8 protein-coding genes are annotated in these 14326 nt (G+C 40.8%); 6 read left to right on the forward strand and 2 right to left on the reverse strand.

Annotation, left to right across the window (positions count from 1 at the left end; genetic code table 11):
- Positions 1-146: 146 nt before the first annotated feature.
- The 6 genes from H4J54_RS07385 (at position 147) to H4J54_RS07410 (ending at position 13230) form a co-directional block, all read left to right on the forward strand.
- Positions 147-581 carry a universal stress protein gene (locus H4J54_RS07385; RefSeq protein WP_182190253.1) on the forward strand — a complete coding sequence of 145 codons (435 nt, stop codon included), beginning with the start codon at positions 147-149 and terminating at the stop codon, positions 579-581.
- A 92-nt stretch (positions 582-673) separates the two neighbouring features.
- Positions 674-940 carry a hypothetical protein gene (locus H4J54_RS07390; protein ID WP_182190254.1) on the forward strand — a complete coding sequence of 89 codons (267 nt, stop codon included), beginning with the start codon at positions 674-676 and terminating at the stop codon, positions 938-940.
- A gap of 187 nt (positions 941-1127) precedes the next feature.
- Positions 1128-1844 (forward strand): SGNH/GDSL hydrolase family protein, encoded by a 717-nt coding sequence (locus H4J54_RS07395; protein ID WP_182190255.1) that lies wholly within the window; start codon positions 1128-1130, stop codon positions 1842-1844.
- 370 nt (positions 1845-2214) lie between these two features.
- Positions 2215-2916, forward strand: a complete 702-nt coding sequence (locus tag H4J54_RS07400) for a Crp/Fnr family transcriptional regulator (RefSeq protein WP_182190256.1) — start codon at positions 2215-2217, stop codon at positions 2914-2916.
- An 808-nt stretch (positions 2917-3724) separates the two neighbouring features.
- Entirely contained in the window at positions 3725-4714 is a 990-nt protein-coding gene (locus H4J54_RS07405; RefSeq protein ID WP_182190257.1) for a universal stress protein, read from the forward strand.
- Positions 4714-13230 (forward strand): GH36-type glycosyl hydrolase domain-containing protein, encoded by an 8517-nt coding sequence (locus H4J54_RS07410; protein WP_182190258.1) that lies wholly within the window; start codon positions 4714-4716, stop codon positions 13228-13230. Before H4J54_RS07405 ends, H4J54_RS07410 begins: the two co-directional genes overlap by 1 nt.
- Before the next feature lie 135 nt (positions 13231-13365).
- On the opposite strand, the gene H4J54_RS07415 is transcribed toward H4J54_RS07410, so the two are convergent.
- Together H4J54_RS07415 and H4J54_RS07420 are read right to left on the reverse strand one after the other, a co-directional pair.
- The gene (locus H4J54_RS07415) at positions 13366-13953 is read right to left on the reverse strand and encodes a hypothetical protein (RefSeq protein ID WP_259367162.1); all 588 of its coding nucleotides are present in this window, start codon (positions 13951-13953) and stop codon (positions 13366-13368) included.
- 22 nt (positions 13954-13975) lie between these two features.
- Positions 13976-14245, reverse strand: coding sequence for a DUF211 domain-containing protein (locus H4J54_RS07420; protein ID WP_182190259.1), 270 nt, complete (start codon positions 14243-14245; stop codon positions 13976-13978).
- Between the last annotated feature and the right edge of the window lie 81 nt (positions 14246-14326).

The following is a 14326-nucleotide window of genomic DNA, read 5'->3' on the forward strand; positions in this document are numbered from 1 at the left end:
TGGCTATGATTGTTATCGCGCTAATGGATTTAATCACACTCTTACAAGCAAAATATAAGTGGCAAGTTAATAATAGAGTAGTTTTTCAGTATAACGATTTTTGATTATTGGCTTGGCATTAGGTCTTAATAAATGAGGATAATAGTATGGACAAACCTATGTATATTGTTGGCATCGATGGCAGTGAATGGGCAAAAAGAGCGCTAGAACGTGCTATTTTATTAGCTGAGAAAACAGGTGCTAAGGTTAAATTGGTGCAAGTTATTACCCCGATCCTATCTGAGCCATTTGTTGTTGATGGCGGTATTGTGCCTATGATAAAAAATGAAGATGAAAAAAAAATTGCCTTGAACATGCTGTCGTCTTTGTGTGATCAATATAAGAAATCAAATGTTCATTTAGACAGTGAAGTGCTAAGGGGAGACCCAGCTGAAATTTTACATGATAAGACCAAAACGGAACATGCCAATATGCTTTTTTTGGGTCGACGAGGACGTTCGCGTTTTTCTGAAATTATTGTTGGCAGTGTCTCTAATAAACTGGCTCACTCTATCGGTATACCTATAGTGCTAGTACCTTGAATAAGGTTTGTTGAGATTTTTATTATCGTATCAATAAGGTATTTTTATTGTGATTTTTGCGACTAATTCAATCATTTTGAGGTTAGATAGGCTTGCGAAATTTATATGTTAACTCGGCTGATATTTATCATTTTATCCTTGGCGTGTATACCGCAGACTATGATCTTTATTTATTAATAGAGCTGATTATGCAAAAACGTGATTATAACCGTTTATTGGTACTAACCAAGAAAGAAGCCAACGAAAATGCAACACGACAAGAATTACAAGAACTTGAAGCGCTAGAGTATAAGGTGATTGTTCAACACCATGGAAATGAATTAGATGACGCTTATGAGGCTAAAGCTTTTTTAAAGTGATTACCGCAACAAGGATATGATTGCTCGCTGTCACCTAAGCTTGTTAATAACAGTATTAATGATGAAAGGGTGAATATTATCTATTAGCCGCATAAGCTGTAATAGCATTCAACTTCCCGTTTATCGATAGTAATACACAAAGAGGTAAAAACACAAAGAGGTAAAAAATTCAGGGAGGGTGATTAATATGTTCCATCAAATAACAACCGTTTTGTTAATGCCGGTATTGATACCACAAGCCATTTTTATCAATAAAATGACAGTATCACTGCCCGAGCCAACAGGAGCTCGTTTAGGTGTATGTGGTGCGGGTAATGAACTGAGATTACTCATCATTGGCGATTCAGCAGCGTTAGGTGTTGGTGTCGATGGACAGGAAGATGCTCTAGCCGGACAGCTATCATCATTACTTGGCTGTTCTTATAGTGTTAATTGGCAGTTACTTGCAAAGACCGGGGCCACTGCTGAAGATGTACTGGTTATGTTACATCATCAACAAGAGCAAGTGTTTGATGTGGTACTCGTATCGATTGGTGTTAATGACGTAACGCATTTTACTCATTTAAGTCGATGGGAAAAGAGTATGAATGTGATGATCAATATCCTAGTATCAAAATTTTCAGTAAAAAAAATACTGCTATCAAACTTACCACCCATGCAAGAATTTACCACCTTTCCTTTACCGTTACGTTGGTGGTGGGGGCAGCGTTCTAAGCAGTTAAATAACCGGCTCACTATTGTTGTTAAAAACTTTAGCCAATGTACTAGCTTTGATATCGATGGACCTATTGAACCAAGGTACATCGCCAAGGATGGATTTCACCCATCAAAGGTAGCCTATCAAGCTTGGGCGAATCAGGCAGCTAAAACAATTACATCATCTTTAGATGACATCAACGCGTAATAAATGACTTTGTTGATTATCTTATATAGGATCTGAATATATGGGTGATGGTTGTTAATCCTATTTAAGGCTATTGTTCACACAGTTTATTTTCTGCTTAAAACTTCGTTATCTTGTGATGTTTACTCGGCTTGCCTCAAGCTGATTAATGTTGTAATTCGTCTACTTATTGTCATTGAAAATAAGGTCAGCGATCGCTATTTTTACATAAATTAACTTAGGTATAAGCAAACAAGGAGACATCAATATTTCTTGAGAGTTAACTAATAAGCTTTATATCAGGTTTTCCCTTATTACTAATTTTTATCCTTTGAATAATGATTAATAGTAGAAATAAATACATGATCGTAAAAACATCTTAGGGAAAGCCATGAAACACCTTAAATACGCGGAAGCAAGTAAATGTGAACGTTGTATTAGATATCAAAATTGCGTTGCCGCACAGTTATTAGCTAGTACGCCTTATATTAAAACCATTAATTCATATTTACTGAGTGCTCATGAACACTTATATCATGCGGGTGATGAGCTGAGTGCCCTTTATATAATTAAATCAGGGGCAATTAAAAGTTATGTTACCCATAATGATGGTGATGAACAAATTTTAAACTTTTTAATTCCAGGCGATATCCTTGGGCTTGATGGTTTAGATACACAGCAATATGGTTCGTCGGCTATTGCCTTACAAACCACGGCAGTTTGTGCCATTTCATTACAACAGTTTAGAAACATACTCGCTGAGTTAGTACCGGGTTGGTTAATCAAGCTTGCCACCGATAATTTGAGCAAACAGGGTCGTAATATTGCTTTGTTAAATAAGAAAAAAGCTAAAGCACGGATAGCGGCATTTTTAATGGATATGGCTGATAACTACAAATCCCTTGGCTGTTCAGATAAGAATTTTGAATTAAGTATGTCTCGTGATGACATAGGTAATTATCTAGGGCTAGCATCAGAAACAGTCAGCAGAACATTGACTCAGTTACAACAAGAAGGCTCAGTAAAAATGGAACGGAGAAATGTAACGATTATAAATGCGCTGCACTTAAGTGAAATGGCGCAACATCGCTAAGCACAATAGGATGATTATTGTAAAATCACCTGTTGGTCTCGGTTAAGGTCTCGGTTAAATAAATGCGTTGAGTTTGTCGAAAGGGAAGCATAAAACGCTTTTTTATGCTTCCCTGATATTTTTCAGGGCTTTATAAATGCTGCTGTTATCTGGTTATTTCGTGAAGTAGGTCACTTGTTATTATTTATTACTGAGTGACTCAATTTTAATGTACTTATTTGAGCACAAGCCATTGGAGAAAATAAACATGTTTTATTATCTCTGGGTGAATTGAGCAGCGATAATTTAAGATGAGATTTAAATAGTTGAGCAACAAGTTAGCGTATGACGTTTATGGTCAGTAAAGCCAATTAACATAGGGCAATGGCAGTAATCGCTGTTGAAATACTGGTCACTAATTAGTGGAGAGAAATAGAACTGGTATTAATTCGCTTAACAGGATAAATTTTTTTTGATATTTTATTAAAACTTAGTTATTAAAACTCAGTTATTAAACTCATCATGGCAATTGTTGTCTCAGCTTAATAATTAAGTGCGACTCATCAAGAGATTACATCAAGATTAATACAGTTTAAGACGTTATACTTTAGTTAATCATTCTTGACCTGATTATTATCATTTTAAAAAATACCCTTCTTATTTATAGTCCACTTAACATACATTATTACTGCCTTGGCGCATTTCAACTGTGCCTGAAATATAGCACTGACAATGTTTAGCGTATTACAGCGAATTCCTTTGTATTTACGTTTATCCCTAAAAAAGAGGCTCAATAATTGTGTCCTTAACTATGAAGGAGATGTATATCATGCGTGATATTTTAATTTGCCTTGATGGATCCGCTATTTCTAAGCAGGCTATTCCCTATGCATTGGCGATAGCACATGCTTTTAAAGCAAAAATTACCCTGCTACATGTTCTGGAATTTTCAGACAATAATATTAAAACACCGGTTGACCCTTTTCTTTGGGCGCTACAAAAACAAGAAATAGAAATATATCTTGATGATATTATGTCAAATTTCCCAGCAAACACTAACATAGTTACTAGCCATATTGTTGAAGGTAAAGCGGCAGAAGAAATTAGTCATTGGATAAAAAAACACCCTGTCGATCTGGTCGTACTTTGCAGTCATGGTGCTAATGGTTATTCGCAGTGGCCATTAGCCAGTAATAGTCAAAAACTACTTTTTGGCAGCAAAGTATCAACATTATTGGTGCCAGCAAAAGAGCATCAACAATATCAAAAACATCAAGAGCAACCTCTTCACTGTAAAAAAATACTGGTGCCGCTAGACGGTTCCGTCTGGGCAGAAAGTGTACTGCCTGTTGCGCTAAGCATCGCCAAAGATCAGCAGGCAGAAATACTATTAGCCCATGTTGTACCAGAATCTGGACTGACTCATATTATGCCGTTTAACAATGATGAAATAGCATTGGAAAATAGTATTCAGCGACATAATGAACAAGTTGCAGCCAATTATCTAGAACAGGTGAGAAAACAATTATCATTGTTAAGCACTCTAAACATCAGTTCGATGCTGATCCCCAAACATGGTGTGTGTGACGAATTATTACAAGTGGTAGCCCAAGATGACATCGATATGGTGATTATGAACGCGCATGGTCGTTCTGCTAGAGCAGGGCGTTACCATGGTAATATTGCCATGGATTTTTTGGCAAATAGTAAGGTGCCTGTGTTGTTGGTCAGAGGTATAACACCGCAAGATGATTTACTCAGGCCTAGCAATATTGATCAACCTGAGTTAGAAGGACGTTATCCTCAGAGGGCTTATTAATGAATCCTCAGGCGGAAATATCTAATGAAGTTTTGTTAGCGATAAAGGCGCAGGAGTTGGCTAAAAGTCAAACCGTGTCGTATCGTCCGCCTGCTCAAATCCCTTTACTTAATGCACTGCCCAAAATACCCAAGTGGCTTGAGCAGGCAAAACTCTTGTTTAATACCCGTGATGTTAATACCGCGAAAGTCGCTGAGTGGGTCTATGACAATGGCTATGTTGTTGACCGCGCCATTACTCAAATACAAATCGATATGCCAACCAGCTATTATCGGCTGTTACCTAGTCTACAAAACACCAGTGGTCAGTCATTACCGCGGGCTTATTCCCTGGCTAGTGGCTTATTAGCGGCCACAGGTATCCAACTGTCGTTAAATTTTTTGGTTAAATTTGTTAAAGGCTATCAACAAGAAACGACGCTCAATATTTCTGAATTATGGGCCTTACCGACACTATTGCGTTTGGTTTGTATCCAATTAATTGTCGAAGCGGTAGACAATATAGTGCCTGAACTCACTGTGCCTTATTCGCGTGACGATATTAGCCAGCCTTTAATGGTTTCTCGTGATGAAATTGATTATTTAAGTCGAGCTATTCATTGTCTTTCAGTGATAGAAACAATCCCATGGCGTAAGTTCTTTGAGCAAGTCAGTGTGGTTGAGGAAAAGCTTCGCCATGAGCCGGCAGACATATATCAAAGCCTTGACTTTGACAGCCGTGATAGGTATTGCAAAGTTATTGAAAACTTAGCAAGGGCAACTGCCCATGATGAAGCTCATATTGCCGAGCGAGCGGTAGCATTAGCCTGTTGTGAAAGTGCTAATGGCGAACGTTATTCCCATGTAGGTTATTGGCTGGTTGATGAAGGATTAATGGCGTTAGAAAATGATTTAGGTTATCAGGTGTCTTGGTGGCAGCGTTTTCAACGTTTTTGTGGAAAATTTTCCAGCGTATTATATTTATTAGCGCTAGCATTCTCTTTGATATTGGCAGAAGTTGTGGTTGTTGTTTATCTCTATCAAAACGATGCTCAAGCCTTAACATATTTTGCGGGTTTGGCATTAACATTAATACCCGCGTCCATGTTATCGATTGCTATTATTAATTGGTTGATTACCCTACTATGGCCAAGTCGAGTTTTAAATAAGCTAGACTTTGATCAGCGTATAGACCCCCAATATAAAACGGCTGTTGTTATACCTAGCATGTTAAGTAGTGATAGCGATATTGACATATTACTGAAACAAATAGAGCTTCATTATTTGTCAAATAGCGATCCTGCACTACGTTTTGTGTTGTTAACGGATTATCTTGACGCGCAAGTTCAAAGTATTGCCAGTGACGCGGATTATCTTAATCGTGTTACTCAAGGTGTCAGAGCACTCAATAGTAAATACGGTGCTGTCAATACCGAGCCATTTCACTTATTACATCGGGAGCGACGTTACAACCTCAGTGAAAATTGCTGGATGGGCTGGGAGAGAAAACGCGGTAAATTAAGCGATTTCAATCGTTTTCTTAGCGACAAAAACAGTGAAGCTATTTTTGTTCATGAGGGAGAGCCGTTAGGGCTGAATGATATTCGTTATGTGATCACCCTTGATAGTGATACACAGCTTTGTCGGGGTGCTGCGGCTAAGCTAATTGGTACCTTGGCGCATCCGCTGAACCGTGCAGTTTTTGATGATAAAACAAGCAAGGTTATTGCAGGTTATACCATTATTCAACCCCGTATTGAAATCGCTCCTACCATGCACCGCCACACTTGGTTTACTCGATTGGCCTCTGGCGATCGTGTTATTGATATATATAGCCATGCCGTGTCTGATGTTTATCAAGATCTTTTTGGTACTGGCATTTTTGTTGGCAAAGGCATCTATGAGGTCGCTAGTTTTGAGCGCAGCCTCAAGCAATGTATTCCGGAAAACACCATATTAAGTCATGATCTATTCGAGGGGATCTTGGGCCGGGTAGCACTGGCTTCTGACATTGTGCTTTATGAAAATTTCCCTACAGGTTATTTCAGCTTTAGTCGCCGTTTACATCGGTGGATACGCGGAGACTGGCAGCTTATGCCATGGCTAGCCAATAGTGTATTTCAGGCTGATGGCACCAAGGTTAAAAACCGTTTTGGTGTGATTGAACGATGGAAAATAATCGACAATTTACGACGCAGCCTTTTTGCGCCAACATTGCTTTTATGGATTATTGCGGGTTGGCTATGGTTGCCCGGTAACGCCCTAGTTTGGACCGCAATGGCGCTACTTGCCCCTGTTGGACATAATTTTTGTCATTTCATGCTAGGGGTCGCACGTGCGACTAATTTTAAAAGTTTGATGCATTCTTTTATCGTGCCACGTGAGGTGGCGGGTCGCTGGTTATTGTTACTCATATTTCTGCCTTATGAAGCGATTATTGCCACCGATGCTATTGCTCGAACACTTTATAGAATGACGGTTAGCCGGGGTAAAATGTTGGAATGGGTAACCGCGTCTGATACTGACAATCAGCTCAATGGTGAGGATACTCGGTTGTTTTATTGGCGTGAAATGAGCACAAGTATACTGCTGACCTTATCGCTAGCTGCAGCCGTTGCTAGTGTTAATTTAGCCGTATTACCTATTGCTGCACCTTTGTTGTTTTTGTGGCTTATCGCACCAGAAATAGCCAGGGTACTAGGGCGTACACTATCGAGTGACAAAGAAAGCTTAAGCGATGATGAGGTGATATTTTTACGCCGTTTGGCTCGACGAACCTGGCTATTTTTTGAGACCTTTGTTGGACCGTCTGATCATTGGTTACCGCCTGACAATTATCAAGAAGACCCGCATGGTACTGTTTCACATCGTACCTCTCCAACCAATATTGGCATGATGCTTTTGTCTAATGTCTCTGCTTGGGATTTTGGTTACCTTGGCCCAACAGATTTGGCTGCTCGTTTACTGGCCAGCATGAATACACTGACTAAACTTGAGCATTATCGTGGTCATATTTTCAACTGGTATGACACTCAAACATTAGAAGTACTCTCACCTCGTTACATTTCAATGGTTGATAGCGGTAATTTGGCGGCGGCTTTAATGACCCTTGAAAAAAGCTGCCAAGAAGTGCAAAACACTGCCATATTTACCTATTCACGTTGGGATGGCTTGATGGATAATATCGCCTTGATTGAAGAGTCTTTGGCGTTACTTAACACAGACAAACACCATGACTTTACCCTATTAGTAACATTAATAGCTGATATCCGTCATAAGGCTAATAAAGCCAAAAAAAGTTCAGATCTTTGGTGGTTAACCATACACGAACTTTGTCAAGATGACTGCGTTAATTTTGACCGTGTTTTGGTGACAACACTGACTAAAAAGTCTTTGGTTTCAAGGGTTTCACAACTACGAGATGTCCGTGTTTGGTTAGGGCGTTTACACCAACATCTACGTGATATGTTACGTGATATTGACCGCTTATTACCTTGGTTGTCTGTGTTATTGCAAACCCAGCCAAAAACCTTGCACCAAGATACAAGTAGCTACTATCAAGCCATAAGTGCTTTTAATCAAGTCTTAACGCCAACGCTAAGCTTGGCTGAAGTGCCTTTCGCTTGTGAGTCAGCCCAAGCGATGATTGCCACTTTACGTGACGAAAAGCCGAGTCTTTGGCTAGAGGAACCTGCGAATGATTTTACCTTATGGCTTAATCGGCTGGCGGTTGCAGTAAGTGAATCGAAAAAGAATGCCCAAACCCTGCAAGTAGAATTAAATACTATCGCTACATTGGCGAGTGAAGAAGTATCGGCGATGGATTTTTGTTTACTCTATGATAAAGACGCTGCACTTTTTCATATTGGTTGGAATGCCACTACCGGAATTATGGATACACACCATTATGACTTACTCGCATCAGAAGCGCGTTTGGGGAGTCTTGTCGCGATAGGAAAGGGAGATGTGTCGATAAAACACTGGTTTACTTTAGGGCGTTCTGTCACCAAAGTTGCTGGCCGGAGTGTTTTACTTTCTTGGGGAGGCACAATGTTTGAGTATTTGATGCCGCGCATATTACTGCGAAGTCACGCTGGAACTTTATTGGCTCAAAGTGAACAAGTTTCGGTCGATGAACAAATTAAATTAGCTGAAAAACGCAATACCCCTTGGGGAATTTCTGAGTCTGGGTATGCGGCAGTTGATTTTCAACATAACTATCAATATCGTGCCTTTGGCGTACCCAGTTTAGGCTATAAGCGTGGTTTAGAGGAAGATACGGTTATTTCACCTTATTCTACCGCACTGGCATTAGCTATTTATCCACTTCGCGCCGTGCAAAACCTTAAAAAATTAACCAAGCTCGGTATGATGAGCCTTTATGGTATGTATGAAGCAATTGATTACACCCCAGGGCGAGTCGCTAAGAATCGACGTTTTTCTATCGTTCGTTCTCATATGGCGCATCATCAAGGCATGATATTAACCGCGTTAGATAATGCGATATTTTATGATCAGGTTGCCCAGCGTTTTCAGTCGTGTCCAATGGTGCAAACGGTAGAATTGCTTTTACATGAACAAATACCGACAACCCATGCCCTTGAGTTTCCTATTGATGAAATAACCGAAGCGGAAATCAATCATGTACCCATGCATCAATTGCCACACTTACCCACTTGGAAACCTAAACTGCATGGCGTTATTCCGCAGATGCATACCTTAAGTAATGGTCGTTTCACCACCTTGCTGACCGACTCGGGATCAGGAGGTATATTATGGCGCCATAACGCTTTAACACGTTGGTCAGCGGATTCAACGCTCGATAATCAGGGTTTGTGGATCTACATCCGTGACCTTGATAGTGGCGAAGTTTGGTCTGCAGGTAGACAACCGGTAAATAAACGCGCTGATAAATACGAAGTGGTATTCCATGCTCATATGGTAGAATTTAATCGCCACGATAAAGGCATTAGCTTACGTATGGAAGTCGCGGTCGCGGCAAATGATGATGTAGAAGTCAGACGATTAAGTTTTATAAATGAAACAGCCGCGTCAAGAAGGCTTCAAGTAAGCACCTATGCTGAGGTGGTCTTAACCCCAAGCGACGCCGACCAAAGTCATCCAGCCTTTAGCAAATTATTTGTTCACAGTGAATTAGCCAGCAACATGAATGCATTGATTTTTGAACGTCGTGCGCGCTCACCACAAGAAAAATCTCCTGCTATGATGCACAGATTACTGACCGATAGTGACGCGGTAAACTTGGTTGGCTATGAGACTGACCGTGCTAAATTTATGGGTAGAAATGGCTCGATACAAAGTCCTCAAGGAGTCACTAATGGTGTTTCGCAAACTCTTGGCTGGACACTTGATGCGGTTATGTCTCTACAGGTTAATGTTGAATTATCGCCTTATCATAGTGAATCTTTTGCCTTTATTACTATTGCAGCCAGTTCGCGACACGCATTGTTTGATGTTTGCCAATGTTATGAAGTTTACTCTGCCATTGATTTACTTTTTCATGATGCCTTATTTAAAGTCAGTAATGAGATGAAAACCTTCGATTATGCCGTTGCTTATTTACCCGAATTACAGCAATTATTGGCACTCATTATTTATCCGGTTGACGTATTACGCGCCGCAAATAAAGTGATCACGGATAATTTATTGGGCCAGTCAGCACTTTGGCCATTTGGTATCTCGGGTGATTTTCCCATTTTGTTGTTGCGACTTGTTGATGAAACTAATGTGGCGTTATTGCGACTGCTATTTTTTGCTTATCGACGTTGGCATCACCAAGGGGTCAAGATTGATTTTGTGATATTACAAGAAGGCCCTTCTGGTTATGAAGACAAGTTTGGTGCGCAAATACAGCAACTTATACATGAGTTAGACATCGAAACTTTAGTGGCGCAAAGGGCGGGTATTCATGTTATTCATTCAGATCAAATCTCAGATCCGCAAACACATTTACTTGAGGCGAGTGCTCATGTCATTTTAGGCGCTCATTCTTCATTGAAACAGCAGCTAGCGCTCGCTTATCCTCAGACAGAACTCTTGCCTCCTTTTCGGGGAATGGTGGTCCCTGATGAAGTACCTGACATACCAAAATTACAGCGCCGCAAAGATTTGGCTTTTTTTAACGGCCTTGGTGGCTTTACCGACAATGAATACATTATTTATCTTGAGGCAAATAAATCAACACCAGCACCTTGGTGTAACGTGTTAGCTAATGCTAATTTTGGCAGTATTGTTAGCGAAGTTGGTGGTGGTTATACCTGGGCTGGCAACAGTGGTGAAAATCGACTCACGACTTGGACGAATGATCCCGTTATTGACCAACCCAGTGAAGCGGTTTATTTACGTGATGAACAAACAGCACAAGTGTGGACAGTTACCCCAAATCCCGTAGGAACAGGTAACCCTTGTGAAGTCACCCATAGCGTGGGTTATAGTCGTTGGCGTAGCCATTGGCATCAATTAGAGCAAGAACTAAGCGTATTTGTTGCCCATGAAGACCCGATTAAAGTCACCCGTCTGCGCTTAAATAATACCAGCCGTGTCGCTCGACGTTTAACGGTTACTTATTATGCTGAACTTGTTAACGGGGTCAGTCGAGCCCATAGTGGTTCGCATATATTTACCGAATACTCAGCTGATGAGGGCGTAATTTTAGCTAAAAATCGTTGGAGCAGTGATTTTTCGACTGATGTAAGTTTTTTATTCTCTGATTATCCAGTGCATGCTTTCACTACAGACAGAGCTGAATTTATAGGTCGTGAAGGGCATTTCTCTAAGCCTGCCGCATTAGCTCGTTGGGGGATGAGTGGCAAAGTAGGATCTGCAGTTGACCCCTGTGCCGCTTTGCAAGTGCATATTGATTTAGCCCCTCATGAACAAGTCGATATCCACTTTATCTTTGGTCAAGGTAAAAATGATAATCATGTGCAACAACTCATTAAGAAATGGCGCTCTGCTGGTGTTATTAACCAAGATTGGACCTTAATGAAGGCGCACTGGCAAAAGGTATGTAATGCCATTAAGGTAGAAACACCGTCACTGTCTTTTAACTTAATGATGAATCAATGGCTTATCTATCAAACTTTAGCGTGTCGAATATTTGCGCGTTCAGGTTTTTATCAATCAAGCGGTGCTTATGGATTTCGCGATCAACTTCAGGACATGATGGCGCTAGTAAACATAGAGCCTGCTTTGGCTCGAGCGTATATTCTTGAGTGTGCAGCACATCAGTTTGACCGTGGTGACGTACTCCATTGGTGGCATCCACCTTATAGTAGAGGTGTACGAACACATTGTTCTGATGATTTGATGTGGCTACCTTTTGTCACCTCGTATTATGTTGAAACCAGTGGCGATAGTTCGATATTGCATGAGAAAGTTCCGTTTTTACTTGGAGAGCCCTTAACCACACAGGAAGCAGACCGATACAGTAAGTATGAACGTTCAAGCGAAAGCTATTCGCTTTTTGAACATTGCCAACGGGCAATCGAACGTGGCACTGATTCATCTGGAGAGCATGGTTTATTGCTAATAGGTACGGGTGATTGGAATGATGGCATGGACCGAGTGGGTGTTCGAGGTAGGGGTGAGAGCGTCTGGTTATGCTGGTTTGCTATTGCTGTGATTGATGCATTTACTGTTTTATGCGATCAACAACAGCGAAATGATTTGTCTTTACAATGGCGTAAGCGAGCTAAAGACCTTTGCCGCGCTGTGGAAAATAATGGCTGGGATGGTGCTTGGTATCGACGCGCTTTCGATGATATGCAACTCCCTTGGGGCTCAAGTGAGTGCCAAGAATGTCGTATCGACTCTATCGCACAATCGTGGGCAACCCTCTGTGGTAAAGCTGATAAAACGCGTGCTAAGCAGGCATTGACCTCGGCTCAAAATGAATTAATTGATCAAGAGCATAAATTAGTTCGACTGCTATGGCCCCCGTTTGACGCAACCATGCGAGACCCTGGTTATATCAAGGCTTATCCTCCGGGCACTCGAGAAAATGGTGGACAATACTCGCATGCGGCTACTTGGTTAGGTTGGGCGTTGGCAAAAGACAGAGACGGAGATGGGGCGATGCAAATATTTAATATGCTCAACCCTATTGAGCGTTCTAGCACGGAACAAGAAATGACCACTTATCAAATAGAACCTTACGTAATGGCAGGAGATATAGCAACGGCTGGGCCTCATATTGGTCGCGGGGGTTGGTCTTGGTATACGGGCTCAGCGGCGTGGGCTTATCGCTTAGGAACTGAAGCCATTTTAGGGATACGTTATCGTGATAAATATCTCTTGATTGACCCTTGTATTCCTAAGTCATGGGGCAGTTATAGCGCTAGGTTAACTCGAGAAGACGGCACTATTGAGCTTGCAGTGAAAGACCCTGAGGGAGTCGGCTGTGGTGTCATTAAAATCAGCGTTAATGGCAAGGTAATAACAGGGCAGCAAGTCGCATTACCGAGTGATAATGAACTATTAAGGGTTGAAGTACTCTTGGGGAAAGAGACGAATTAAAGCTACTCATTAATTTAAAATAGACTAAGGTTGGAAGCGCATACATTGAGGTTAATAGGTTGAAGTTACTCGGCGGGTAAACGCATAAAATACGGTCTCTTTTTTTTGATGGATATTAGACTAATTTCATTGAGATTATTTTTTACTAAACAGATAGATAAGAAAGATTGTCACTAAACTGATCAGCAAGGTTCTTAGACCGCTTATTAACCAAGACACTCCGGAGACATGGCCTAGAAATATACCAAGAAAAAAAATTAATGTCATCGCGATAATGCTAGCCATTAACAGAGGTGGGACAATTAACGAAAATCCAGCATCGGCCAACCATAGCGGAGCAATAATTAATAATGATATAACCAAAGGTGACAAACCGTTAACTAGCGCAACAAAAATAGGTACCCAGCGTGCTGCTTGTCCATGAGCCGTATTTTCCATGTTAACTAACATAATGTTTTCAAGTTCTACTAACGTGCGTTTAAGCTCTGCATGTTCACTGATATATGCGCTACTCAAACCACTAATTGCAAGCGCAATAGTAGCTCCTACACAAGCATTAATGGTGACGGTCAAACTGGCGGTGGAACCAAGACTAAAACCGACAATGATGCCAAGCATTGTTAGCGCACCATCGAAGCCGTTAACCACAAAGTACCGGCGTATAATGTCTTGCGAGTTAGTGATCCTCAACAATAAGGCAACCTGTTTTAAAGTGCTAATCAAAATGCTATTCCAGATTCATCGGTTACTCTTGTTGAGTGTCGTTTTGTACTTCGACAAAATCGATACTATGAACTGAGCCACTTACTGAGGTAATAGCAGCACAAATTGCATCAAAATCAATATGGTTTGCCTCTATTACCACTTCGGTTGTGGTTGTTTCTTCATCCATCTCGATTACAGTTAAAGTCACATGATAGTCTCCACCTACCGAAGCTAAAACTTGACAAAATTCTATCGCATTGGGTTGGTGGGGTTTTAGAATATCGAGTACCAAACGTTTAACGCGAACCATTAAACTAACTCCTAATGTTGACTATAATTATTCGTTATTTAACTTTTGGATGTCATCATTTATAACTATAGACTTATCCAT

Source organism: Colwellia sp. MB3u-8 (genome assembly GCF_014076985.1).
GTDB lineage: Bacteria > Pseudomonadota > Gammaproteobacteria > Enterobacterales > Alteromonadaceae > Cognaticolwellia.